Here is a 24,707-nt window from a genome sequence, read left to right on the forward strand (position 1 = left end):
AACACGCCGCAGGTCAACGTAAGAAGGGTCAGCGGATGAGGAGGGGGTGCTCGCCTGCCGGGGTCAGTTCGCCGATGATCGGCTCGCCTGGGATCTCGCCCGCTACCAGGAGGCCGCCCGAGGTTTGTGCGTCGGCTAGGAGGAGGCGGTCCTCCTCGGATGCGCCGCCGAAGTCGGTGTGCGGGGCGACCCAGTCGAGGTTGCGGCGGGTGCCGCCGCTGACGTACCCGGCGCGCAGCGACTCGCGGGCGCCGTCCAGGTAGGGAACGGCGGCGGCGTCGACCACGGCGGTCACGCCGGACGCGCGGGCCAGCTTGCAGAGGTGCCCGAGGAGCCCGAAGCCGGTCACGTCGGTGGCGCAGACGGCGCCGCCCTCCAGCGCGGCGGCGGACGCCTCGCGGTTCAGCTTCACCATGGCCGCGACGGCGTGCTCGAAGACCTCGCCGGTCGCCTTGTGCCGGTTGTTGAGCACCCCGATGCCGAGCGGCTTGGTCAGGGTGAGCGGCACGCCCGGCTTGCCGGCGTCGTTGCGGAGCAGGGCGGCCGGGTCGGCGACGCCGGTGACGGCCATGCCGTACTTCGGTTCCGGGTCGTCCACGCTGTGGCCGCCGCCGACGTGGCAGCCGGCCTCGGCGGCGACGTCCAGGCCGCCGCGCAGCACCTCGCGGGCGAGGTCGAACGGCAGGACCCCGCGGGGCCAGGCGAGCAGGTTCACCGCGACGAGGGGGCGGCCGCCGACGGCGTAGACGTCCGACAGCGCGTTCGCGGCGGCGATCCGCCCCCAGTCGTAGGGATCGTCGACGACCGGGGTGAAGAAGTCGGCGGTGGCGACGGCGGCGAGCCCGCCCCGGGAGCCGGGCAGCCGGACGACGGCGGCGTCGTCGCCGGTGTCGAGGCCGACGATGAGCTCGGTGTTGGGCGCGTCCGGGACGGTGCCGAGGCCCGCGACCACGTCCTCCAGCTCGCCGGGCGGGATCTTGCAGGCGCAGCCCCCGCCGTGCGCGTACTGGGTCAGTCTCTTCATCTACCCCTCCCGGGTGCAGCGCCGCCGGAGGTCGTCCACCCGGACCGTGTAGCCCTTGTCGTCCAGGTGCTCCAGGAGCGGGACGGCGACGCGGCGGGTGGTGCCGAGCGCGCGGCGCGCCTCGCTCAGCGTGAACGGGCGGCCGAGGCCCGCGAGCAGGGCGGCGGCCCGGGCGTCGTCGCCGGGCAGCAGGACGATGCCGTCGCCGACCCTCAGCAGCGCGCCGGTCGCGGCGGCGACGGCGAGGAGCTTCGGGGTGAGTCCGAGTTCGGCGAGCCGGTCCGCGTCCGGCGCCCGGAACGGCGCCTCTCCCAGGTCCCGGCGGATCGCGTCGACGGCCTTCCGGACGGGCGCCGGCAGTTCGGGCGCGGTCGTCTCCCCGTAGATGCGGCCGTCGCGCCGGCGCAGGCCGCCGGCGAGGGCCTCGACGAGGGCCCGGTCGGGCAGGCCGAGGGCGCGGCGGGCGGCGTCGGCGGGCAGGCCGGGGTCGGTCGGGTGCACGGCGGCGTGCTCCTCGACGGCGGTGACGAGGCGTTCGCGGAGGCCCTCCCAGTGGCCGGGGTCGGCGAGCCAGTCGCCCGCCACCGGTGCGGACGGGACGGGGAAGCCCATCGCGACCAGCTCAGCCCGCGTGATGAGCCCGCGGCGGCGGAGTTCGGCGGCGCCATCGGGCCGCTCGCCGAACGAGGCGAGGTCGCGGGCGCGCGCCGCCGCGGCGCCGCGCCTGCGGAACGGCTCGGGGCGGACGTCCAGCACCGTGACCCCGGCCGGGACGCGGTGGGCGCCGGGGTCGCGCAGCAGCGCGATGTCGCCGGCCCGCAGCGGCAGCGGCCGGCGCAGCGCCAGCCGCGCGGTGTCGGCGCCGAGCGGCCGGACATGGACCGGCACCGCCGCCGATCCCGCGTGCAGGGTCAGCTCGCGCGGCAGGGCGTGCGCCGGCTCGCCGCGCAGCCGCACGTCGACGACGTCGGCGGTGAGCCAGCGTCCGGGGGTGAGCAGCGCCTCGCCCCGGCCCGCCGCCCGCGCGCTTCCGTGCAGGTTGACGGCGACGCGGGCGACGGCGCCGACCTCATCGTGGTCTTCCTTGAGGCTCTGCAGGCCGCGGACGCGCGCGACGTCGCCGCCGACGGCGAGGCGGTCGCCGACGCGGACCGTCCCGGCGCCGAGCGTCCCGGTCACGACGGTGCCCCTCCCCCGGACGGTGAAGACGCGGTCGATCCACAGCCGCACGTCGGCGTCGGCGTCGGGTGCGGGGAGGGACGCGGTCAGCCGTTCCAGCGCGGCGCGCAGGCGGTCCAGGCCGTCACCGGTCGTGCCGCTGACCATGACCGACTCGACCTCGCCGAAGGAGGTGGCCGCGATGTGGGCGAGCGCCTCCTCCCGCGCCAGGTCGGCCAGGTCGGGGTCGGCGAGGTCGCACCGCGTGACGGCGAGGAGCCCGTGCCGGACGCCGAGCGCGTCCAGCACCGCCAGATGCTCCTCGGACTGCCGCTGCCAGCCCTGGTCGGCGGCCACCACGAACATGACCGCCGGGACGGGCCCGACGCCGGCGAGCATCGTGCCGACGAGCCGCTCGTGCCCGGGGACGTCCACGAACGCGAGGCGGTCGCCGCCGGGCAGGGTCGTCCAGGCGAAGCCCAGCTCGATCGTCAGGCCGCGCCGCCGCTCCTCCTCCAGCCGGTCGGGCTCCATCCCCGTCAGGGCGCGGACGAGGGTGGACTTGCCGTGGTCTACGTGCCCGGCCGTGGCGACGACGTGCATCATCGCGCCGCCGCGGCCAGGATCGCCTCGGTCAGGTCACCGTCCCGCTCGGGCGGCACCGGCCGCAGGTCGAGCAGGCAGCGCCCGTCCTCGACCCGTCCCATCACGGCCGGGACGCCCCGCCGCAGCCGCGCCGCATAGTGCTCGGGCACGGACACGGCCGCGCTCGGCAGGACGACGCCGGGCGCGCCGCCGCCCCCGACCGCCGCCTCGCTGTCCACCGCGACCGCGTCGGCGCCGCCGTCCCGCAGCCGCGCGGCGATGCGCTCGGCACGCTCGCGCAGGACCGCCGCGTCGGCGTGCAGCGCCTCCTCGGCCGGGGTGCGCGGCCCTCGGAGCGTCGCCTCCAGAGCCGCCAGCGTCATCTTGCCGACGCGCAGCGCCCGCGCGAGCGGATGCCGCGCCAGCCGCCGCACCAGGTCCTCCCGCCCGAGGACGAGCCCGCACTGCGGCCCGCCGAGGAGCTTGTCGCCGCTGGCCGTCACCAGGTGCGCGCCCGCCTTGAGCATGGACGCGGCGTCGGGCTCGTCCGGCAGCAGCGGCTCGTGCGCGAGCAGCCCGGACCCGATGTCGGCGACGACCGGCACCCCGAGCCCGGCCAGCTCCGCGACGTCCGCGCCGCGCGTGAACCCTTCGATCCGGAAGTTCGACGGGTGCACCTTCAGGATGAACCCGGTCTGCTCGCCGACCGCCGCCGCGTAGTCCTCCGGCGCGGTGCGGTTGGTCGTGCCGACCTCCCGCAGCCGCGCACCGGTCGCGGCGAGCAGCTCGGGGATGCGGAACCCGTCCCCGATCTCCACCATCTCGCCGCGGCTGATGACGATCTCCCGCCCCGGCGCGAGCGCGAGCGCGGCGAGCACGAGCGCCGCCGCGCCGTTGTTGACCACGTGTGCGGCCTCGGCCTGCGGCACCCGCTCCACCAGCGCCGCCAGCGCCGACCGGCCCCGCCTCGCCCGCCGCCCGGTCGCGAGGTCGAGTTCCACGTCGGTCGCACCGGACGCCAGGGCCACGGCCTCCCGCGCGGCGTCCGACAGCGGCGCGCGCCCGAGGTTGGTGTGCAGCAGGACGCCGGTCGCGTTGATGACGGGCCGCAGCCCGGACGCCGTCACCGGCAGCGCGGCGACGGCGGCGTCGGCCACCGCGCCGGGCGGGATCTCGCCCGCCCGCGCCCTGCGCTGCGCCGCGACGACGGCCGCCTTGACCACCCCGCGCCCGAGCCGCCCGGCCGCCTCGGCGAGCCGCGGTTCGGCGAGCAGCACATCGGTGCGGGCGATCCGCCGCCGCCCGTCCTCCGCCACGACGGGCACGGCTCCACCATCCATCAGCGACCTCCGATGCAGAGCGCTACCCGCCCGCACCGCCCCGAAACAGGGGCCTCCCGCCGGGTCGCGCCCCGTCTCGGCGCGATGAACGGAACGATGTCCGGTCCGTTCTCAGGGGTGCCGTTCCACCCCGTATGACAACGAAGGCGGTGGCGTTGTCACCGATGTGAGTGTCGTGTGTGATCCAGGTTACTTAGCCTGGCGGCCCGGGTGTTCGCTGACGGAGGTGGCACTGTGACGGAGCTGTACGAGACGTCCGCGGAGACCGACGACCTGTCGGGCGAGCCCTGGCGGGACGTCCCGCGCGAGGAGGCGCGGTGGATCCGCCCGCACCTCCCGGCACTGGCCGACATCATGGTGGAGGGGGTGCTCCGGCACGTCCCCGAGTACGCCCGCCCCGGCGACCCCGTCTACGTCGAGGTGATGCGCGTCGCGGTCACGCGCGGCATGGGCCACTTCGTGCAGATGATCGCCGACCCGGACGCGTCCTGGAAGGAGGTCCACCAGGTCTTCTTCGACATCGGGTACGGCGAGGCGATGGAGGGCCGCTCGCTGGAGCACCTGCAGAACGCGCTGCGGGTCGCGTCCCGGACGGCGTGGCGGTACCTGTCGCGGGAGGCCGACCGGCTGCAGAAGCCGCGCGAGCTCGCGATCGCGCTCACCGAGGTGAACTTCGCCTACCTGGACCTGCTGGCGTCCGCCGCCGCGCAGGGCTACGCGCGGGCGCGGGAGAAGGCGGCGGGCGAGCGCGAGCAGCGGCGCAGCCGGCTGCTGAGCCTGCTGCTGTCCGACCCGGCGGCGCCGCGGGACGTCGTCGTGGAGCAGGCGAACCTCGCCGGGTGGGCGCTGCCCGAGCGGCTCGCGGTGATCGTGCTGACCCCGCGCCCCGGCAGCGGCGGCGAGGGGCCGGCGGGACTGCCGCCGTTCCTGCTGAGCGGCCTGGACCGGGGCCGGCCGTGCCTGGTGATGCCCGACCCGGACCGGCCCGGCGGGCCCGACCGGCTCACCGCCACCCTCGGCGGCTGGACCGGCGCGGTCGGCCCGTCGGTGCCCGCCGACCGGGCCGGGGTGTCGCTGCACTGGGCGCACCGCACGCTGGACTTACTGGCCGCCGGGCGGCTCGGCCGGACCGGGACCGGCCTCGTGCACGCCGACCGGCACATGCCCGACCTGCTGCTGCAGGAAGGGTGGACGCTCGCCGAGGCGGCGGCGCGGCGCCGGCTCGCGCCGCTCACCGCGGTCGGCCCGCACCGCGGGTCCCGGCTCGCGGCCACGCTGCTGGAGTGCCTCAAGCACGGCTTCAACGCGACGGACGCGGCCGAGGCGCTGTGCGTGCACCCGCAGACCGTCCGGTACCGGCTCGCGCAGCTCCACGAGCTGTTCGACTACGACATCGAGGACCCGGCGATCCGGCTGGAGCTCATGCTGCTGCTCCCCGTCTGGTTGCGGGACAACGCGGACGGGGAGCAGGCGTGAGCGTCACTCGGCGCGCGCGGCGACCTCCGTGACGGGCAGCGTCCCGTCGAGGTGGGCCCGCCGGCAGGCCGAGCGGGCGATCTTGCCGCTGCTGGTGCGGAGCAGGCCGCCGGGCTCGATCAGCACGAAGTCGTGGACGCGCAGGTCGTGCTGCTGCTTCACGGCCGCCCGCACCGCCCGCGCCACCTCCTCGACGTCGAGGAGCGCGACCGGCACCCGCCGGTTCCGCTCGGCGATCACCACGAGGCCCTCGGTGTCGCCCGTGCCGGAGTCCGCGTCGACCGACACGGCGCAGGTGTACTCGCGGCGGATCGCCTTGTGCGCGCCGGACACGGTGAACTCGATGTCCTGCGGGTAGTGGTTGCGGCCGTCGACGATGACGAGGTCCTTGATCCGTCCGGTGACGAACAGCTCGCCGCCGTGCAGGACGCCGAGGTCCCCGGTGCGCAGCCACGGCCCGCGCGGCAGGTCGCCGACCGTGCCGGACAGCTCCGCCTCGAACGTCTCCCTCGTCGCCTCGGGACGCCCCCAGTAGCCCGCCGCGACGTTCGGGCCGTGCACCCAGATCTCGCCGACCCCGCCGTCCGGGAGCCGGACGCCGGTCTCCGGGTCGGCGATCACGACGTGCTGGCCGTAGGACGTCCCGCACGCGATCAGCTGGATCGCGCCGGGCGCGCCGGAGTCGCACGGCTCGGCGGCGCCGCGGCGGAGCGCCTCGTGGTCGAACGCGACGCGGGTCGGCGTCCGGAACCGGGACGACGCCGACACGTACACGGTCGCCTCGGCCAGGCCGTAGGCGCACACCTGCGCCTCCGGCCGCAGCCCGCAGTCCTTGAACGCCTCGTAGAAGCCGGTGAGGGTGCTCTCCCGGATCGGCTCGGCGCCGTTCATGAAGACCTGCACGCCGCTCAGGTCGAGCTTCGCCTTCTCCTCCTCGGTGACCTGCGCGGTGAGGTACTCGTAGGCGAAGTTGGGGCCGCCGGTGAACGCGTGCTCCTGCTCGCTGAGCAGCTCCAGCCAGCGGACCGGGCGCATGATGAACGCCACCGGGTCCATGATCACGCCCGGGTTGCCGTAGACGAGCGGCAGCGCGACCGTGGTGACGAGGCCCATGTCGTGGAACACCGGCAGCCAGTTCACCCCGGACGACTCGCGCGGGATGCCCTCGAACGTCCGCCACAGCTGCTCGGCGTTCGTCGCGAAGTTGCCGTGCGTGATGATGACGCCGGCCGGCGTCCGGGTCGACCCGGAGGTGTACTGCAGGTAGGCGACGTCGCCGGGGTCGATCGGCTCGGGCGCCCAGTCGAGCGCCGCGTCCACCTCGTCCGCGACGATGACCGCCGCCGGCGCGCGCACCGACTCGCCGCCGAGGAACGCCTCGACGGCCGGCAGCGACGCGCGCGTGGTGATGACGGCGTCCGGCTCGGCGTCCTCGTAGACGGCGAGCAGCCGGTCGCCGTGGCCGGGCAGGTCCGGGGAGAACAGCGGGACGCCGATGACGCGGGCGTACATCGCGCCGAGGAACCCGGTGACGTAGTGCAGGTCCTGCGGGGCGAGCAGCGCGACCCGCCGCCCCGGCTCGGTCGCGCGGCGGATCGCGGCGGCGATGGAGCGGGCGCGCCGGTCCAGCTCGCCCCAGGTGACGTGGGTGGCGACGCCGTCCGGGTCCGCCATGTAGTCCATGAACGTGTACGCGCGGTCGCCGGGGAAGTCCTTGGCGAACCGGGCGAGCCGCTCGATCAGCGGCGTCCGGTCGAGTGCGGGGAGGTCCTTCATGCTGCTTCTCCGTCGGGGGTGACGCGCCTGGAGGCGAGGCGCTCGCGGTCGGGCCAGCGGACGTCCCAGACCCAGCCGAGCCTCTCGAAGAGCCAGATGACGCGGGCGCTGATGTCGATCTGGCCCTTGAGGACGCCGTGCCGCGCGCAGGTCGGGTCGGCGTGGTGCAGGTTGTGCCAGGACTCCCCGAACGACGGGATGGCCAGCCACCACACGTTGCGGGCCTTGTCCCGGGTCTTGAAGTCCTCCTTGCCGAACACGTGGCAGATGGAGTTGATGGAGAACGTGACGTGCTCGCCGACGAACACGCGCATCAGGCCCGCCCAGAACAGCGCGGTGAGGGCGCCGTGCCAGGAGAACGTGAGCAGCGCGCCGAGCCCCATCGGGACGAGGAACGTCGACAGCACGATCACCGCGTAGACGGGGTCGAGCGACAGGAACCGGATGTCCTTGTCCCTGAGCAGGTCGGGCGCGTACTTGCTGCGGGACGTCCGGTCCTTGCTGAACAGCCAGCCCATGTGCGCGTGGTACAGCCCCTTGGTGAGGCCCCACACGCCCGGCCCGTACGCCCACGGCGAGTGCGGGTCGCCCTCCTGGTCGGAGTACTTGTGGTGGCGGCGGTGGTCGGCGACCCACCGGACCACCGACCCCTGCATCGCCTGCCCGCCGAGGACGGCGAGCGCGATCCGCAGCCACCGCTTGGCCTTGAAGCCGCCGTGCGTGAAGTGCCGGTGGTAGCCGACCGTGATGCCGAGCGCGTTGAGCGGATAGAGGAAGGCGAAGATGGCGACGTCCGTCCAGCCGATCCCCCAGCCCCACAGGAAGGGGACGGCCGCCAGCAGCCCGAGGATCGGCGCGGCCACGAACACCACGACCGCGATGCGCTCGGGCAACGGGACCGTGCCGGAGATGTCCGGCTGCGGCGTTCGGTTGCCGACGTCGGCGACACCCGCTGTCATGTCCTGGTTCTCCTTAGCTCAGCAGTTGCCCTGGACGGGCTTGCCCTCGAAGCGGTCGCCGAGGAAGTTCGTCACGTCCCCGGCGGCGCCCCAGTCGGTCGACAGGTGCTCGGTCGGGTAGGTGTTCTTCCACGTCGTGTTGATGCCGGCCTCGCAGTACGCCTGCCGGGTGGCGTCCTCGGTCTCGTGCGGGATGATCTCCTCCAGCCAGCCGCGGTACTGGAACACCGGGAAGCCGATCGTGTACGTGGCGCCGGAGGAGGGCGTGCCGATGTCCACGCCGAGCTTCTGCCGGTCGACGATCTCGCTCCACGTCACGCCGCCCGGTCCCTTGAGCGCGTAGAGCCGCTCCAGGCTGAGCCCGTCCTTGGAGAAGTTCTCGACGCGGGCGCCGAGGAACACCGCGAGCGTCCCGAACAGGCAGTTGGACTTCACGTCCTCGATGGCCCGACGGCCCTTGTCGTTCATCAGGTCGGTGAACGGCATCTCCGGGTAGGCGGCGTTCAGGCCGACCAGCGCGTCGGCGAGGAAGCCCGCGAAGAAGCTGCCGTTCAGCTGCTTCGCGGTCAGCTTCAGGTCGCCGGGCACGCCGCCCGCCGCCGCGCCGACCACGTTCAGCTCCGGCGCGTAGGAGGACGCGAGCTGCGCGCCCCACAGGGAGGCGGCGCCGCCCTCGGAGTAGCCGGAGATGCCGACCTTGCCGTCCGCGGTGAGCGTCCCGCCCGGGATCCGGCGGGACGTCCGGACGATGTCGAGCAGCGCGTGCCCGGCGTTCGCGCCGATCATGTACGTGTGGACCTGCCCGTTCAGGTACCCGGCCCCGTCGGTCGCGGCCACCGCGAACCCGGCCTTGAGGAACAGCTGCAGGTTCCCGCCCTCGTACATGTCGACGTACTGGCCGGCGAGCTGCTTGGAGAACGCGCACTGCAGGCCGGAGCCGAGCGTCCCGGGGTTGAACGCGACGGTCGGGCGGGAGCCGCCCTTCGTCCAGGCGGCGTCCGGGACGGCGACCGTCCCGGTCACGATGTTCTTCTGCCCCTTGGCGTCGGTCGAGACGTACCTGACCTTCCACGCCTTCATCGGGACGTCGCCGGGGATGTTCGTCAGCTTCGCCGGACGGCAGGCGAGCAGGTCGCCCGGGTTCCCGGTGACCGCCGCCGGCGGCGCCGCGTAGATGTCGGCGTCGGTGGCGTCGCAGCCCGGCGGCGCGGCCGCGGCCTGCGGCGCCGTGACGGGGACGGCGAGCGCCGCGCCGAGCACGGCGGTGCTGAACAAGGTGCGGAGGCGCATTCCTGCTCCAGGGGGTGGGCCGGACACCGAACGCTGACGACTGTGCCGATCACGCCCGCCGCGCGGAATGAAGTCTTCTCACATGCTCGTGCGCGCTTCTTAGCAACCAACTCAAAGACCGGGTCGTCCTGGACGTCCCCTAATGTCGCGGGCATGAGCGAGTCACTGCGGGACGCCGAACGGGCCGGCGGGACGCGTCCGCGCCTGGTCACGCGGCCGCTGGTGCTGGTGCTGGCGGTCACCGTCACGAGCCTGTCGGGCGTCTTCCTGCTGCTGTCGGTCGTCCCGATGTACGCGGTCGACGGCGGGGCGGGCCGCGCCGGCGCGGGCCTCGCCACGGGCGCGCTGATGCTGACGACGGTCCTCGCCGAGCTCGCCCTCCCCCGGCTGCTCACCCGGTTCGGGTACCGGACGGTGCTCGCGGCCGGCACGCTGCTGCTCGCCGCGCCGCCGCTCGCGCTGGCGCTCTCGTCCGGCACGGCGGTGATCATCGGGGCGAGCCTGGTGCGCGGGTTCGGCTTCGGCGTCGCGGTGGTGCTGCCGAACGCGCTGGTCGCGGCGCTCGCGCCGGACGGGCGGCGCGGCGAGGCGCTCGGCCTGTTCGGCATCACCTCGGGGGCGCCCGCGGTGCTCGCGCTGCCGCTCGGGGTGTGGCTCGCCGACCGGGTCGGCTACCCGCCCGTCTTCGTCGCGAGCACGGTGCTCGCGCTCGCCGCCCTCGCGCTGCTGCCCGGCATTCCGAACCGGCTGCCGTCCCCGTCCCCGTCCGCCGCTCCGTCCGCCGCCCCGTCCGCCGCTCCGTCCGCGGCGAAGGAGCGGCCGCTCGGGATGGTCGCGGGGCTGCGGTCGCCGGAGCTGCTGCGCCCGGCGGCGGCGTTCGCCGCGACGGCGATGGCGGCGGGCATCCTGATCACGTTCCTGCCGGAGGCGGTGCCGGCCGGGGGCGTCGCGGCGGCGGCGCTGTTCGTCCAGCCGGCCGCGACCACGGCCGCCCGCTGGTGGGCGGGGCGGGCCGGCGACCGGCACGGCGCCGCGCGGCTGCTGATGCCCGCGCTGGCCGTCGCCGGGGCCGGGATCGCGCTGCTGGTCCTCGTCCCGCACCCGGCCGCCGTGTTCGGCTCGATGGTGCTGTTCGGCGCGGGCTTCGGCGTCACCCAGAACGCGAGCCTGGCGATGATGTACGAGCGGGCGCCGGCGTCCGCGTACGGGACGGTCAGCGCCCTGTGGAACATCGGCTACGACGGCGGCATGGGCGTGGGCGGCGCCGCGTTCGGCGTGGCCGCCGCCCACAGCGGCTTCCCCGCCGCGTTCGCGCTGACGGCCGCCGTGATCCTGCTGGCGCTGCCGCTCGCCCGGCGCTCCTGAGCGGGCGGCGGCTCAGCCCTCGGCCGGGCGCGGCCGCTCGCGGGACGGCGACGGAGCCGGGGCCCGGGACGAGGCCGACGACGGGGACGGGGACTGGGGCGGCCGGGGCGCCTCGGCGCGGCGCGGGACGGCGTCCGGGGAGGGCCGGTGCCGCTCGGCGGGACGGCCCGGCGCCGGGTCGGCGGGCAGCAGGCCGGAGGTCTCCAGGTACTGCCGGCCGCGCGGGGTGAGGTCCCAGGCGTTGTGCCGCCACTCCTTGCGGCGCCACACGACGCCCGCGGACAGCAGCTTGCGGCCGACGCGGCTGATCTCGGTCTCGTCGGTGCCGAGCTCGGCGGCGAGCTGCTGGTTGGACAGCCCCTCCCGGCGGGCCACGGCCACGAGGAACCGCGCGGCGTACCCGTCGGGCTGCAGCGCGAGCTGGAGGCCGGACGGCAGCCGCTTCAGCGCCCAGTGCACGACGTCGATCAGCCCGAGGATGCGGCCGTGCTGCTCGCGCTGCGCGCCGTCGAGGGCGTCGACGTCGAGATAGTGGCGGTGCAGCCACTGGAGCCCGTCCTGGCACTCGGTCAGGGCGGGCTCGTCGGCGCTCAGCGAGGCGTCGGTGATCAGCATGCCGAGCGCCGAGAAGTGTCCGTCGCCGATGATCTTGGCGTGTTCCATCGCGTCGATCAGGCGCCGGATCTCGGTCCTGCGGTCGCGGCGGTCGGGGGCGGTGTCGGTGGACGGGTTCACGGCTCACTCCTGGGTCGACGAGCATCGCCGGGCACCTCCAGGGTGCGCCCATGCCAAGTGAATGTCAAGTGATGTGCGCCTCACGCGCCTCGGCCGCTCTGTTGCGGACGACACGGTGCCGCCGATGCGGGAGAGTTAGCATCGACCCACCACCAGTGACCGTGCCTGTCGACCCCCGGGGGCGCTTATGCAGGATCAGTTGGCAGCAGCCGCGCATCCGGCCGAACCAGCTGATCTCTTCGTCCTGCTCTACGACGCGATGCCCGACGACGTCTTCCAGGGCTGGACGGCCACCCGGTGGTACGAGGACGAGCTGGTGCGGCGCCGCGCGAACGAGATCGGCGAGATCGTCCTGGACCGGGGCGTCCTCGACCCGGCCGTCACCGAGGAGATGATCGCCGAGTACGGCGACCGCGGCCGGTTCATGCTCCTGCTCGGGCTCGACATCGCGCTCGCGCACGCCAGCCCGTACGCGCCCTACCACGGCGCGCCCGCGCTGGCGGGCGTGCTCGTCAACTACCTGACCGAGGGCCGGCTCAACGGGCCGGGCACGACCGGCGCGCTGCTGCCCCGCTGCGCCTTCCCCGGCCGGCCTCGCGGGCTGCGGTCGAAGGCGGAGTTCTTCGGCGTGCACCGCGTCCCGCAGGCGGCGTGGGACATGATCGACCACGCGGTCCTGCCGGCCGTGCAGGACCCGCACTTCAGCCGGGACGAGCCGATCGCCGTCGGCTGCGCTCCGGTGCTGGAGACCTACGACGACGTGGAGATCGAGTTCGCCGAGCGGGACGGCACGGCCGTCTACCGGCTCCGCCCGATGGACTCCTCCGGGCTGCGCAGCCGGATCAAGGCGGTCCTCCGGAGGCTGGACGAGTCCGGCGCGCAGCTCGCCGTGATGCCCGAGGCGTCGCTGTCGGACCCGCTGCTGGAGCACTGGAAGGAGGTCGCGTTCGACACGGCCGGGCGCGACCGGAACCGCCGGCCGCTGCGGTTCCTCCTGCTCGGCAGCGGTCCGCTCGGCGGCGGCGACCCGCCGCCGAACCGCGCCGTCCTGCTCGACCGCTGGACGGGGAAGGAGCTGCTCGTCCAGGACAAGATGTCCGGCTTCACGCTGGACGCCGCGCAGATGCGGCTGTGGCGGCTGCCCGACGCACCGGACGCGGGCACGGCCGCCGAGCACATCCGGCCCGGCCGCAAGATCAGCGTGCTCGACTCGTCCCTGGGCCGCCTCGCCGTGCTGATCTGCGAGGACCTCGGCCGGTCGATCCGCTGGGACCGCGAGCTGCTGGCGTGCGGGGTGTCGCACCTGCTCGTCCCGATCTTCTCCAAGCCGATCCTGGAGCACCGCTGGGAGGAGCAGGGCGCCGAGGCGCGGGTCACCGAGCTCGGCGCCTGGGTGGCGGTCTCCAACAGCCTCGCGGTGGGCGCCGCGATCCCCGACGGCGAGCTGCCCGGCCCCCGCCACACCTGCCTGGTCGCGGGCCCGCGGAGCCTGACCCGCACCGCCTACGCCACCGAGCTGCAGTTCGGCGTCGCCCGGACGGGCGCCGAGCTCGGCCGGCTGCCGACGTCGGAGCTGCCGCGGGTGCTCCCCGGCGCCGCCTACGACGCCTGGCACGACCACTGGCGCGACGCTAAGTAGGCGGCTCGACGACGAACGGCTCCGGGCTCGCCGCCGCGCCCGCCGGGGTGCGCACGACCGGCGACGCCGAGGTGGCCCCCTCCGGGACGATCGCCCGGACGAGCGTGTCCGTCACGTCCGCGGCCGGCGACCGCACCGTGCCGAACAGCACGTCGGTCGCGGACGCCAGGCCGGTCCCCGTGATCGTGACCCGCGTTCCGGGCGGGCCGCCGGCCGGCTCGATCCCGGTGACCGCCGGCGCCAGGACGTGGTCGCGGCCCTGCGGCGCGGGCGCCAGCAGGGTCGAGAAGACGCTGTGGAACTTCTCCGCGGTCTCGCGGGAGAACTGGCCGACGAGCGCGGCGATGGCCGTGATCCCGTACGGGTTGATGTCGGCGGCCCCGCCCGACGGGGAGGTCAGGCCGCCGCGCACCACCAGGTAGACGATGAGGCCGAACAGCGCGCCGACGAACGGGAGCAGCAGGTACATCGCCAGCCAGCTCCGGCGCAGCGCCCGGTTGCCGACGTACCAGTAGAACGACCGCAGGACGTGCGCGATGCCGCCGAGCGCTCCGCCGGCCATGACGATGACGAACAGGCTCGTCTCCCGCGACAGCGTCGGCGACCAGCCCGGGAAATGGGCGGTCTTCGCGCCGGGGGTGATCTCCGTGCGCCCGTCCGGGCCGATCCGCGGGCCCTCCGGCCACGCCTGGACGAGCACGACCACCAGCACCGCCGTGGCGATCAGCAGCACGGCGAAGACGGCGACGATGTCGCGGGTGCGGGCGTACTTCCCGCCGGACGACTCCGGCGGCGCGGGCGGCTCGGTCACGGCCCTCCTCGGTGGTTCGGCACGGCCTCCAGCCGGTCATCCAATCGGGCCTGCGAAGCGTTTCGCAAAGACCGGGTCGAGCGGGGCCCAAGATTGCGACAATCCGTTGCAAATTGGTTGAGTCTTCATTAACGGTTCGCCGACCCGCCGAGGCCCCGCCCTACTCTCCCGCCATGCGCCGAACAGCAGCAGCATTCGCGACCGTCCTGGCCGCCGGCCTCGCCGCCGGCGTGCCGGCGGCGGCCGCGGCGGAGCCGCCCACCTGCGGCACCCCCGCCGACCACCAGATCGCCGACGTCCAGGGCAGCGGGGACGCGAGCCCGCTCGCCGGGCGGACCGTCCGGGTCGAGGGCGTCGTCACCGCGGACTTCCAGCGGTCCGACCAGCTCAAGGGCTTCTTCGTCCAGGACCCGACGCCCGACCGGGATCCGCGCACCTCCGACGGGCTCTTCGTCTACTCCACGAGCGAGGTCTCGGTCGGCGACCGGGTCCTGGTCACCGGCAAGGCCGTCGAGTACAACGGGCTCACCGAACTGTCGCCCGTCTCGGCCGTGGACGTGTGCGGGACGGGGCGGGTCGCCCCGACCGGCGTCCGGCTCCCGCTGCGCGGCGGCGCCGCGCTGGAGCAGTACGAGGGGATGCTGCTGCGGTTCGGGCAGCGGCTCACCGCCACCGAGGTCTACCAGCTCGGACGGTACGGGGAGGTCACCGTCTCCGCGGGCGGCCGGCTCTTCCAGCCGACCGACGGCCACGGTTCGACGCAGGCGGGGAACGACGCCCGGAAGCTGCTCGTCGACGACGGGTCGAACGTCCAGAACCCGGACACGATCCCCTACACCGACCCCCGCGTGCTCCGCATCGGCGACTCGACGCAGGGGCTCACCGGCGTCCTCAGCTACGGGTTCGGCGAGTACCGGCTCGAACCGACCCGGGCGGCGCACTTCGCCAACACCAACCCGGCGCGGAAGACGCCCCGGCACGTCGGCGGCGACGTGCGCGTGGCGAGCTTCAACACGCTCAACTGGTTCACGACGCTGGACAAGCGCGGTGCCGACACCGCCGAGGAGCAGGAGCGGCAGCTCGCCAAGCTGACCGCCGCGCTCAAGGGCCTGGACGCCGACGTCGTCGGGCTCATGGAGGTCGAGAACAACGGCGACACCGCCGTCAAGGCCATCGTCGACCGGCTGAACCAGGAGGCCGGCGCCGGGACGTACGCGTGGGTGCGGCACCCCTACCCGGGGACGGACGAGATCCACGTCGCGCTCGTCTACAAGCCGGCGAAGGTCGCCCCCGTCGGCGCCGCGCGCTCGTCGGAGGACCCGGTCTTCGACCGGCCGCCGCTGGTGCAGACGTTCCGGCCCGCGTCCGGCGGGACCGCGTTCACGATGATCGCCAACCACTTCAAGTCGAAGGGCTGCGGCGGCGCCACCGGCCCCGACCAGGACCAGGGCGACGGCCAGGGCTGCTACAACGCGCGCCGCGTCGCGCAGGCCGAGGCGATCAAGGCGATCGCGGACGGCGTGCCGAACCCGCTCGTCGTCGGCGACCTCAACGCCTACACGGCCGAGGACCCGGTGAAGGTGCTCACCGGCGCCGGGCTCGTCTCGCAGACGCAGCGGTTCGTCCGGCCCGCCGACCGGTACAGCTACGTGTTCGACGGGCAGTCCGGCGAGCTGGACCACGCGCTGGCGGGCAAGGGCCTGTCGCGGCGCGTGACGGGCGCGACGATCTGGCACGTCAACAGCGACGAACCGGTGTTCCTCGACTACAACACCGAGTTCAACCCGCCGGAGTTCTACAGGCCGGACGCGTTCCGCTCGTCCGACCACGACCCCGTCCTGCTGGGGCTGAACCTGCGCTGACCCCGCACTGGCCCTCTGCCGGGGCCGGCCGTCCGAAAGGGGCGGCCGGCCCCTCGCGCGGATCGATCACGAAGCGTATGATCCAGGTCACATTTCTAGAGATCGGTGCGCTGAGATGACCGAAACCGCCCCCGCCGCCGCCTCCGCCCCCTCGCTCGCCTTCGGCATCGGCCCGGACGGGACGTACACCCGCTTCGGGCAGGCCGCCGCCTTCGTCCTCGGACTGGTCACGACGTTCGCGTTCCTGCCGCTGACCGTGGTCGCCGCGCTCCTCTACACGCGCGCCGAGACCCGGTTCGCCGAGGACCCCGCGCGGGCGCGCGCGCTCGTGAACTGGTCCTGGCTCTGCATCACCGTGCCGGTCGTGATCGCGGTCGTCGCCGGGGCCGCCGTGGCACTGACCAGGTAGCCGGGAAGAGGACCGGCTCCGGGCGGGTTGGCACACGGTATGAGCGTGCGCTTCTCCGTCCTCGACCTCGCCCCCGTCGTCAGCGGCTCCACGTCCGGCCAGGCGCTGCGCAACACCCTGGACCTGGCCCGGCACACCGAGCGGCTCGGCTACCACCGGTACTGGCTCGCCGAGCACCACGCGATGCCCGGCATCGCCAGCTCGGCGACCGCCGTGCTGATCGGGCAGGTCGCGGCGGCCACGTCCCGGATGCGGGTCGGGTCCGGCGGGGTCATGCTGCCGAACCACGCGCCGATGGTGGTCGCCGAGCAGTTCGGGACGCTGGAGGCGCTGTACCCGGGCCGCATCGACCTCGGCCTCGGCCGCGCGCCCGGCACCGACCAGGCCACGGCCCGGGCGCTGCGCCGCTCCCCCGAGGCGCTGTCGGTGGACGACTTCCCCGAGCAGGTCATCGAGCTGCGCAACTACTTCGGCGCCGACAGCAAGGTGACGCCGGCCGCCGGGAACGAGCCGCCGATCTGGCTGCTCGGCTCCAGCGGCTACAGCGCCCGCCTCGCCGGCCTGCTCGGGATGCCGTTCGCGTTCGCGCACCACTTCAGCGCCGAGAACACCGTCCCGGCGCTGACGCTGTACCGCGACTCGTTCCGCCCCGGCGCGCTGGACGAGCCGTACTCGATGATCGGCGTGTCGGTCACGGCCGCCGACACCGACGAGCGGGCGCGCGAGCTCGCGGCGCCGCAGGCGCTGTCGTTCCTGCGGCTGCGGCAGGGCCGGCCGGGTCCGCTGCCGACGCCGGAGGAGACCGCGGCCCACCCGTACACGCCGCTGGAGCGGCAGATGATCGACGCGCGGCTCGCCGACCAGGTGATGGGCTCGCCGCCGACCGTCCGCAAGCAGCTGGACGCGCTGATCGGGCGGACCGCGGTGGACGAGGTCATGGTCGTCACCCAGGTGTTCGACCACGCCGACCGGCTGAAGTCCTACGACATCCTCGCCCGACTCTACGAGGACGCCTTCGCGCCCGGCCCCGCCTGAGCCCGGTCAGTCGCCGAACGCCTCCGCCAGGATGTCGAGGCCCTCGTTCAGCAGGTCCTCGGGGATGACGAGCGGCGGCAGGAAGCGCAGCACGTTCCCGTAGGTCCCGGTCGTGAGGACGAGCAGGCCGCGCTCGTGGCAGCGCTTGGCGACGCGCGCGGTCAGCTCGGGGTCGGGCTCCTTCGTGCCCTCCCGCACCAGCTCGATCGCGATCATCGCGCCGCGGCCGCGGACGTCCCCGATCGCCGGGTGCCTCCCGGCGAGGTCGCGCAGCCGGGGCAGCATGATCTCGCCGATCCGGCGGGCGCGCTCGGTGAGCTTGCCGTCCTCGATCTCCTCCAGGACGGCGAGCGCGGCCTCGCAGGCGAGCGGGTTGCCGCCGTAGGTGCCGCCGAGGCCGCCGCCGTGCACCTTGTCCATGAGGTCGGCGCGGCCGGTGACGGCGGCGAGCGGCAGCCCGCCGGCGATGCCCTTCGCGGTCGCGACCAGGTCGGGGACGATGCCCTCGTGCTCGCAGGCGAACATGTCGCCGGTCCGGGCGAAGCCGGTCTGCACCTCGTCGGCGATGAACAGGATGCCGTTCGCGCGGGCGAACTCCGCGAGCGCGGGCAGGAACCCGGGCGCGGGCTCGATGAACCCGCCCTCACCTTGGATCGGCTCGATCAGCAGCGCCGCCACGTTCGTCGCGCCGATCTGCCTGCTGATCCTGTCGATGGCCTCGGCCGCCGCCTCCGGGCCGCAGTTGTCCGGGCCGGTCGGCCAGCGGTACGGGTACGCCAGCGGCATCCGGTACACCTCGGGCGCGAACGGGCCGAACCCGTGCTTGTACGGCATGTTCTTCGCGGTCAGCGTCATCGTCAGCAGCGTCCGGCCGTGGTAGCCGTGCTCGAACACCACGACCGCGTCCCGCCCGGTGGCGTACCGGGCGACCTTGACGGCGTTCTCCACGGCCTCCGCGCCGCTGTTCACCAGGAACGACCGCTTCTCGTGGTCGCCCGGCGTGATCCGGTTGAGGTTCTCGCACACCGCGACGTACGACTCGTACGGCGCGACCATGAAGCAGGTGTGGGTGAAGCGGCCGGCCTGCGCCCTCACGCGCTCGGCGACCCGCGGGTTGGCGTTGCCGACGTTCGTCACCGCGATGCCGGAGCCGAAGTCGATCAGCGAGTTGCCGTCGGCGTCGACGATCACGCCGCCGTCGGCGTCCGTCACGTACACGGGCAGGACGCTGCCGACGCCGGGCGGCACGGCCGCGACCCGGCGTTCCTGCAGCGCCCGCGAGCGCGGTCCGGGGATCTCGGTCACGACACGGCGTTCCTGCGGCAGACGGCCGCCGCTTGCCCCAAGGGCAGAGTCCTGGCTGGTCATGGCCTGAACATAAGCCGGGGTCCGCCTACGATGAACCGTACGGGACGGCGAAATCCGTCCGGCGAGGTAGACACTTTGCACAGGGATTGAGATGCCGCCCACTCTGGCCGCCGTGGCCGCCCTCCGCCAGCTCGGCCTGCGGTCCCGCACCGGCCCGCTGCCGGACGCCCCGGTCGTGTGGGTCGCGGTCAGCGAACTGGAGGACCCGACCCCGTTCCTGGAGGGGGGCGAACTCGTCCTCACCACCGGCATGCGGCTGACCTCCGCGAACGCCGCCGCGTACGTGGCGCGGCTGGTCGGCCGGGGCGTCGCCGGGCTCGGGTTCGCGGTCGGGGTCATCCACGAGACGATCCCGCCGGAGCTGCTGGCGGCGGCGCGCGACCAGGGGCTCGTGCTGCTGGAGGTGCCGCGCCCGACCCCGTTCATCGCGATCGGCAAGGCGGTGTCGCGGATGCTCGCCGCCGAGTGGTACGAGGACGTCACCCGCGCCTACCAGGCCCAGCGGGAGCTGACCCGCGCCGCGCTCACCGGCCCCGGCGCCCTGGTGACCCGGCTGGCGCGGCTGCTCGGCGGCTGGGCGCTGCTGCTGGACGCGTCCGGGGACGTCCGGCACGCCGAGCCCGCGGGCGCGCGGAGCCGCGCCGCCGCGCTGGCGCCCGAGCTGGCCCGGCTGCGGCCCCGTCCCGCCGCGAGCCTCTCGCTGGCCGTCCCGGACGACCACGTCGCGGTGCAGCGGATCGGGCTCGGCGGGCGGCCGCGCGGCTTCCTCGCGGTCGGGACGGACGCGCCGCTCCCGCACGCCGCGCACACGATCGTCGGCGCGGCCGTCGCGCTGCTGACGCTCCAGTCCGAGACGCCGCGCACCGGCCGCGAGCTGCGGGCCTCGCTCGCCGCGCTGCTGCTCGGCCGCCCGGACGAGGGGCCGTCGGTGCCGCGCGGGCCCGTCCGCGTGCTGGCCTGCGCGGGCGGCACCGCCGTCCTGGACGCGCTGGAGTCCGATCCGGCCGGGGCGCGCTGCCCGGCGCTTCCGCTGGACGGGCACAGCGCCGTGATCGTCCCGGACGAGCTGACGGGTGCGGTCGAGGCGCTGCTGCCCGGCCCGATCGGGGTCAGCGCCCCCGCCTCCGCCACCGGCGACCTCGCGGCGGCGCTGCGGCAGGCGGAGCAGGCCCTCGCCGCGGCCGAGCAGACCGAGCAGGACGTGCTCCACTACACCGACCTCCCCGGGCAGGGCGTCCTCGGCCTGCTGGAGCCCGGCCTCGCGCATGCCTTCGCCGACACACTTCTCGCACCGCTCCGCAAGGAGGACCTGGTGGAGACCGTCCGGGCCTATGTCGCGGCCAACGGGCAGGGCGAGGCGGCGGCGCGCGCGCTGGGCGTCCACCGGCACACTCTCCGCGCGCGGATGCGGAAGGCGGCCGACCTCCTCGGCCGCGACCCGGACGATCCGGCCGTCCGCGCCGAGCTGTGGATCGCACTCGCCGTCACGTCCAGTCGGAGCGGTGAGATTGGCCACCGTGGAGACTCGAAATCGGGCCCGCCGCGACTAGCGTGAACGGCATGAACGCGACCCCATTCTGGCTGGCCGGCCGGCCCGAGACCGGTGACGGCGAGCTGACCGTGACGCACCCCTACGACGGCCGGGTGGTCGGGACGGTGTCCGTCCCGACGCCCGCGCAGGTGGAGGAGGCGGTCGCCGCGGCGGACGCCGTCCGCAGGCGGGCCGCCGCGCTGCCGCTGCACGCGCGGGCCGAGGCGCTCGCGCACGTGTCCGCGCGGATCGCCGAGCGGGCCGAGGAGATCGCCCGGCTGATCACCGCGGAGAACGGCAAGCCGCTGCTGTGGGCGCGCGGCGAGGTGACCCGCGCGATCTCCACGTTCCGGTTCGCCGCCGAGGAGGCCCGCCGCTTCAGCGCCACCACCCAGCGGCTCGACACCGACCCGGCCGCCGAGGGCCGGATGGCCTACATCACCCGCGTGCCGAAGGGCCCGGTGCTCGGCATCTCGCCGTTCAACTTCCCGCTGAACCTCGCCGCGCACAAGATCGCGCCGGCGATCGCGGCGGGCACCCCGATCGTCCTGAAGCCCGCGCCCGCGACACCGCTGTCGGCGCTGCTGCTCGGCGAGCTGCTCGCCGAGACCGACCTGCCCGCCGGGATGTTCTCGATCCTGCCGGTGCCGAACGACCGCGCGTCCGGCCTGGTGGACGACCCGCGGCTGCCGATCGTGTCGTTCACCGGCTCGGTCCCGGTCGGCTGGGCGATCAACGACCGGGCGCCGCGCAAGCACGTCACGCTCGAACTCGGCGGGAACGGCGCGGCCGTCGTCCTGCCGGACGCCGACCTCGACTGGGCCGCCAAGCGCATCGGGCTGTTCGCCAACTACCAGGCCGGGCAGAGCTGCATCGCCGTCCAGCGCGTCTACGTCGACCGCTCGGTCTACGAGGAGTTCGTGCCGAAGCTCGTCGACACCGTCGCGTCCCTCGTGACCGGCGACCCGTGGGACGACAAGACCCAGGTCGGCCCGCTCGTCAGCCGGGAGGCCGCCGAGCGCGTCGAGGCCTGGGTGGACGAGGCCGTCGCCGCCGGCGCGAAGATCCTCACCGGCGGCACCCGCGAGGGCGCGGCCTACGCGCCGACCGTCCTCGCCGACGTCCCCGCCGACGCCAAGGTGTCCCGCGAGGAGGTCTTCGGGCCGGTCATGCTCGTCCAGCCCGTGGACGGCGTCGACGAGGCGTTCGACCTGGTCAACGACTCCAAGTTCGGCCTCCAGGCGGGCGTGTTCACGCGCAGCCTCGACATCGCGTTCCGGGCGCACCGCGAGCTCGACGTCGGCGGCGTCGTGATCGGCGACGTCCCGTCCTACCGCGCCGACCAGATGCCCTACGGCGGCGTGAAGGACTCGGGCGTCGGCCGGGAGGGCCTCCGGTCGGCGATGGCCGACTACACCGAGGAGAAGGTCATGATCCTCACCGGCCTGCCGCTCTAGCCGTCGCCGCGCGGCCCTGCGTACAGCCCGGTGCGCAGGGCCCCGGCGGCCTCCGACAGCGCCTCCCGGAACCGTCCGCCGAGCGACCACATGTTCGCGAACCCGTGGATGAGGTCCTCCTGCCGCCGCACCGCGACCGGAACCCCGGCCTTCTCCAGCCGCTTCGCGAACTCCTCGCCCTCGTCCCGCAGCGGGTCGAACCCGGCCGTGGCGAGGTAGGTCGGGGGGAAGCCGGTCAGGTCGTCGGCGAGCATCGGCGACGCCTTCACCTCGGCGCGCCGCTCCTCCGGGCAGTAGTGGTCGCCGAACCAGTCCATGTCGGCGTCGGTCAGGTAGAACCCCTCCGCGAACAGCGACCGCGACCGCCGCCGCCCGGACAGGTCGGTCGCCGGGTAGAACAGCAGCGCGAAGTCGGGCCGGCGCTCCGCCAGCACCCCGACGACCGCCGCGAGGTTGCCGCCCGCGCTGTCGCCGCCGACCGCGATGGCCGTGGGGTCGGCGCCCAGGTCCGCGGCGTGCGCGACCGCGTGCTCGTAGGCGGCGAGCGCGTCGTCCGGCGCCGCCGGATACGGGTGCTCGGGGGCCAGCCGGTACTCCGCCGACAGCACCCGCACCTCGGCGTGCACCGCCAGGTACCGGCAGACCGTGTCGTGGGTGCCGATGTCGCCGATGACCCACCCGCCGCCGTGGTAGAAGACGAGCAGCGGCGACCCCTCCGGGAGCCCCTCCGGCGTGTAGAGGCGCGCCGGCACCCCGCCGGCGTCGACGCTCCGCGCCGCCACCGGCCGCGCGGGCGCCTTCGGCAGGTACACCGTCGACCGGGCGAGCCCGGCCCGCGCCGCCTCGACCGTGCCGCCCGCGAGCCGCCGCTCCCCCTCCAGCCGCATCATCGTCAGCAGCAGCTGCGCGTCCAGCGCCAGCCGCTGCCCGTCCCGGCGCACCGGCGCCCCGACGATCAGCCGCTTGACGGCGTCCGGCAGCGCGAACACCCCGCGCAGCATCCCGCCCGCCACCGAGGGCGGCACCATCTCGACCACCGACGCCATACGTTCCTCCAAGCCCAGGGGTCACGCCACCGTACTCCCCAGTAGCCCCCCGGCCCACCCCCGAGCCCGCCTCCCGGCCCACGTGTGACCACCCGGTCGAACGGGTAGCCTCTGTCATACATCGTTCCTACGGTGTATGACGTGATGGTGCGATGAAGTTCGAGCTTCCGCTACGACTGGGACGATGGCAATACATGGCACGCGGGCGGTCACGGAATCACCCGCGCAGAGGTCGAACAGGCGGCGCACAACGAGCATGAGATCTACCGGGTCCCGGACGGCCCCCATGACGAGGACCGATACCTCTTACGCGGCAGGACGGACGGCGGGCGGCGCATCATCGTGATCTTCGCCTACCCGGTCTTCGTGCGACGCGACTGGGGCGTGCAGGAACTGGACATGGCCCGGCCGATCACGGCGTACGACGACCCGAGGAAGGAGTGAACGCCATGGCCGAGGAGCACGAGATCAAGCCCTTCCGCGGGATGACACCCGCCGAGGAGGCCGAGTACCACCGGGCGAACGCCGACCGGTACGCCGAGTACATGGACGGCGCCGAGCCCGTCCAGCTCGACCGGGTCGTTTCCACGCGGTTCGCCTCGGACGAGCTCGACCAGGTGAAGGCGGCCGCGGCGGCGGCCGGGATCAGCGTCTCGGAGCTGATCCGCAGGGCGACCGTCGCCTACCTCGCTCCCGCCCGCGACACGGCGGAGAAGGAGCCCACGGTCCCCGTGATCGCGGTCATCGATCTGCTCGACGACTTCGGCATCACGGTCAACGAACTCAAGGTGACCCAGAAGGGCCGCCGGCGAGGCAAGGTGTACGACATCCGGAAGTGGGCGCGCAAGAACCACGTCGTCCTCAAAGAGGCCGAGGCGGCGGCCTCGGAGTGACCCGGCGCTACGGCTTGCGGGCTGCGGCGGCGTAGCCGGGGACTTCGGCGGGGGCGTCCCAGGGGGTGTGCTCGGGGCGCCAGCGGGACATGGAGACGACGCCCGGGTCCAGGAGGTCGAGGCCGTCGAAGAAGCGGGTGATGGCGGCGCGGGTGCGCGGGACCATGGGGTTGGCGGACTTCTCGTTCCAGTCCTCCTGGGCCTCGGCCTGGGCGGTCGCGCCCTCGTCGAAGTCCAGGGTGGCGTGCGTGACCACCAGGTGGCTGCCGGACGGGACGGCGTCCAGCAGCGTCGCGAGGAGGCGCCGGGCCTCCTCGTCGTCGTGGACGAAGTGCATGATGCCCAGCAGCATGATCGCGACCGGCCGGTCGAAGTCGAGGGTCGCGGCGGCCTTCGCCAGGATGCCGGCGGGGTCGCGAAGGTCGGCGTGGATGTAGTCGCAGGCGCCCTCGGGGGTGCCGCTGAGCAGGCCGCGGGCGTGCGAGAGCACCAGCGGGTCGTTGTCGACGTAGACGATGCGCGCGTCGGGGGCGGCCCGCTGGGCGACCTCGTGGGTGTTGTCCATGGTCGGCAGGCCGGTGCCGATGTCGAGGAACTGCCGGATGCCCGCCTCGCCCGCCAGGTGCCGGACGGCCCTGCCGAGGAAGGCGCGGTCGGCGAGGGCGATGTCGGTGATCTGCGGGAACATCGCGCGGAACTGCTCGGCGGCCCGCCGGTCGACCTCGTAGTTGTCCTTCCCGCCGAGCAGATAGTTCCAGACCCGCGCCGAGTGCGGAACGGTCGTGTCGATCTGCGGGGTCTCGGCCATCGCGGCGCCTTCCGTTTCGTCGGCTTTCCGCCAACCTAGCGCTCCCGCGCCACCTCATGATCGAATACCCGGCGGCCCTCCCGGTCTGGCCGCACGCGGACGGGCGCCGACTCGGTCCTGTAAGGGATTTCCACGATGCG

At 74.3% G+C, this 24,707-nt stretch carries 20 protein-coding genes; 9 read left to right on the top strand and 11 right to left on the bottom strand.

Annotation, left to right across the window (positions count from 1 at the left end):
• Nucleotides 1-28 precede the first annotated feature (28 nt).
• From selD to selA, 3 genes are read right to left on the bottom strand one after another with little or no spacing between them, the layout of a single operon-like run.
• Nucleotides 29-1,024, bottom strand: coding sequence for a selenide, water dikinase SelD (gene selD, locus ABFX46_RS23305; protein ID WP_346045130.1), 996 nt, complete (start codon nucleotides 1,022-1,024; stop codon nucleotides 29-31).
• Nucleotides 1,025-2,788 (bottom strand): selenocysteine-specific translation elongation factor, encoded by a 1,764-nt coding sequence (gene selB / locus ABFX46_RS23310; RefSeq protein WP_346045131.1) that lies wholly within the window; start codon nucleotides 2,786-2,788, stop codon nucleotides 1,025-1,027. It lies immediately after the preceding gene.
• Nucleotides 2,785-4,092, bottom strand: a complete 1,308-nt coding sequence (gene selA / locus ABFX46_RS23315; RefSeq protein WP_346045133.1) for an L-seryl-tRNA(Sec) selenium transferase — start codon at nucleotides 4,090-4,092, stop codon at nucleotides 2,785-2,787. The genes selB and selA overlap by 4 nt, the downstream gene beginning before the upstream one ends.
• A 249-nt stretch (nucleotides 4,093-4,341) precedes the next feature.
• Here selA and ABFX46_RS23320 point away from each other — a divergent pair, with 249 nt between their 5' ends.
• Entirely contained in the window at nucleotides 4,342-5,583 is a 1,242-nt protein-coding gene (locus tag ABFX46_RS23320; RefSeq protein WP_346045134.1) for a PucR family transcriptional regulator, read from the top strand.
• A 3-nt stretch (nucleotides 5,584-5,586) separates the two neighbouring features.
• Here the strand turns inward: ABFX46_RS23320 and ABFX46_RS23325 are convergent, their stop codons facing one another.
• The 3 genes from ABFX46_RS23325 to ABFX46_RS23335 are packed head-to-tail and all read right to left on the bottom strand — an operon-like array spanning nucleotide 5,587 to nucleotide 9,608.
• Nucleotides 5,587-7,359: a fatty acyl-AMP ligase gene (locus ABFX46_RS23325; RefSeq protein ID WP_346045136.1), complete on the bottom strand. Its 1,773-nt coding sequence runs from the start codon at nucleotides 7,357-7,359 to the stop codon at nucleotides 5,587-5,589.
• Nucleotides 7,356-8,318 carry an acyl-CoA desaturase gene (locus ABFX46_RS23330; RefSeq protein WP_346045138.1) on the bottom strand — a complete coding sequence of 321 codons (963 nt, stop codon included), beginning with the start codon at nucleotides 8,316-8,318 and terminating at the stop codon, nucleotides 7,356-7,358. The genes ABFX46_RS23325 and ABFX46_RS23330 overlap by 4 nt, the downstream gene beginning before the upstream one ends.
• Nucleotides 8,319-8,336: 18 nt before the next feature.
• Nucleotides 8,337-9,608, bottom strand: coding sequence for a lipase family protein (locus ABFX46_RS23335; protein WP_346045140.1), 1,272 nt, complete (start codon nucleotides 9,606-9,608; stop codon nucleotides 8,337-8,339).
• A 153-nt stretch (nucleotides 9,609-9,761) separates the two neighbouring features.
• On the opposite strand from ABFX46_RS23335, the gene ABFX46_RS23340 reads away from it, so the two are divergent.
• Nucleotides 9,762-10,973 (top strand): MFS transporter, encoded by a 1,212-nt coding sequence (locus tag ABFX46_RS23340; protein WP_346045142.1) that lies wholly within the window; start codon nucleotides 9,762-9,764, stop codon nucleotides 10,971-10,973.
• Between the two features lie 12 nt (nucleotides 10,974-10,985).
• Here ABFX46_RS23340 and ABFX46_RS23345 read toward each other — a convergent pair whose 3' ends face one another.
• Nucleotides 10,986-11,708, bottom strand: a complete 723-nt coding sequence (locus tag ABFX46_RS23345) for a hypothetical protein (protein ID WP_346045144.1) — start codon at nucleotides 11,706-11,708, stop codon at nucleotides 10,986-10,988.
• 199 nt (nucleotides 11,709-11,907) lie between these two features.
• Here ABFX46_RS23345 and ABFX46_RS23350 point away from each other — a divergent pair, with 199 nt between their 5' ends.
• Nucleotides 11,908-13,347 carry a hypothetical protein gene (locus tag ABFX46_RS23350; RefSeq protein ID WP_346045146.1) on the top strand — a complete coding sequence of 480 codons (1,440 nt, stop codon included), beginning with the start codon at nucleotides 11,908-11,910 and terminating at the stop codon, nucleotides 13,345-13,347.
• Here the strand turns inward: ABFX46_RS23350 and ABFX46_RS23355 are convergent.
• On the bottom strand, nucleotides 13,340-14,158 hold the full coding sequence (locus tag ABFX46_RS23355) for an IPT/TIG domain-containing protein (RefSeq protein ID WP_346045148.1): 819 nt from the start codon (nucleotides 14,156-14,158) through the stop codon (nucleotides 13,340-13,342). The genes ABFX46_RS23350 and ABFX46_RS23355 overlap by 8 nt on opposite strands.
• A gap of 173 nt (nucleotides 14,159-14,331) precedes the next feature.
• On the opposite strand from ABFX46_RS23355, the gene ABFX46_RS23360 reads away from it, so the two are divergent.
• From ABFX46_RS23360 to ABFX46_RS23370, 3 genes are all read left to right on the top strand, one after another.
• Nucleotides 14,332-16,020: an ExeM/NucH family extracellular endonuclease gene (locus ABFX46_RS23360; RefSeq protein WP_346045150.1), complete on the top strand. Its 1,689-nt coding sequence runs from the start codon at nucleotides 14,332-14,334 to the stop codon at nucleotides 16,018-16,020.
• Nucleotides 16,021-16,135: 115 nt separating this feature from the next.
• The gene (locus ABFX46_RS23365; RefSeq protein WP_346045152.1) at nucleotides 16,136-16,429 is read left to right on the top strand and encodes a hypothetical protein; all 294 of its coding nucleotides are present in this window, start codon (nucleotides 16,136-16,138) and stop codon (nucleotides 16,427-16,429) included.
• 39 nt (nucleotides 16,430-16,468) lie between these two features.
• On the top strand, nucleotides 16,469-17,464 hold the full coding sequence (locus ABFX46_RS23370; protein ID WP_346045154.1) for an LLM class flavin-dependent oxidoreductase: 996 nt from the start codon (nucleotides 16,469-16,471) through the stop codon (nucleotides 17,462-17,464).
• A 6-nt stretch (nucleotides 17,465-17,470) separates the two neighbouring features.
• Here the strand turns inward: ABFX46_RS23370 and gabT are convergent, their stop codons facing one another.
• Entirely contained in the window at nucleotides 17,471-18,832 is a 1,362-nt protein-coding gene (gene gabT, locus ABFX46_RS23375) for a 4-aminobutyrate--2-oxoglutarate transaminase (protein WP_346045155.1), read from the bottom strand.
• 91 nt (nucleotides 18,833-18,923) lie between these two features.
• Between gabT and ABFX46_RS23380 the strand changes: the two genes are divergently transcribed.
• Nucleotides 18,924-20,387, top strand: coding sequence for a PucR family transcriptional regulator (locus ABFX46_RS23380; protein WP_346045157.1), 1,464 nt, complete (start codon nucleotides 18,924-18,926; stop codon nucleotides 20,385-20,387).
• Between the two features lie 5 nt (nucleotides 20,388-20,392).
• The gene (locus ABFX46_RS23385) at nucleotides 20,393-21,820 is read left to right on the top strand and encodes an aldehyde dehydrogenase family protein (RefSeq protein WP_346045159.1); all 1,428 of its coding nucleotides are present in this window, start codon (nucleotides 20,393-20,395) and stop codon (nucleotides 21,818-21,820) included.
• Here ABFX46_RS23385 and ABFX46_RS23390 read toward each other — a convergent pair.
• A complete protein-coding gene (locus ABFX46_RS23390; protein WP_346045161.1) occupies nucleotides 21,817-22,866 on the bottom strand; it encodes an alpha/beta hydrolase in 1,050 nt (349 codons plus the stop codon). The two genes, ABFX46_RS23385 and ABFX46_RS23390, sit on opposite strands and share 4 nt — an antisense overlap.
• Before the next feature lie 449 nt (nucleotides 22,867-23,315).
• On the opposite strand from ABFX46_RS23390, the gene ABFX46_RS23395 reads away from it, so the two are divergent.
• Nucleotides 23,316-23,759 carry a plasmid mobilization protein gene (locus ABFX46_RS23395; RefSeq protein WP_346045162.1) on the top strand — a complete coding sequence of 148 codons (444 nt, stop codon included), beginning with the start codon at nucleotides 23,316-23,318 and terminating at the stop codon, nucleotides 23,757-23,759.
• A 7-nt stretch (nucleotides 23,760-23,766) separates the two neighbouring features.
• On the opposite strand, the gene ABFX46_RS23400 is transcribed toward ABFX46_RS23395, so the two are convergent.
• Nucleotides 23,767-24,567, bottom strand: coding sequence for an SAM-dependent methyltransferase (locus ABFX46_RS23400; RefSeq protein WP_346045163.1), 801 nt, complete (start codon nucleotides 24,565-24,567; stop codon nucleotides 23,767-23,769).
• Nucleotides 24,568-24,707: the final 140 nt, after the last annotated feature.

It is taken from the genome of Actinomadura chokoriensis (assembly GCF_039529475.1).
In the GTDB taxonomy this organism is placed as follows: Bacteria; Actinomycetota; Actinomycetes; order Streptosporangiales; family Streptosporangiaceae; genus Spirillospora; species Spirillospora bangladeshensis.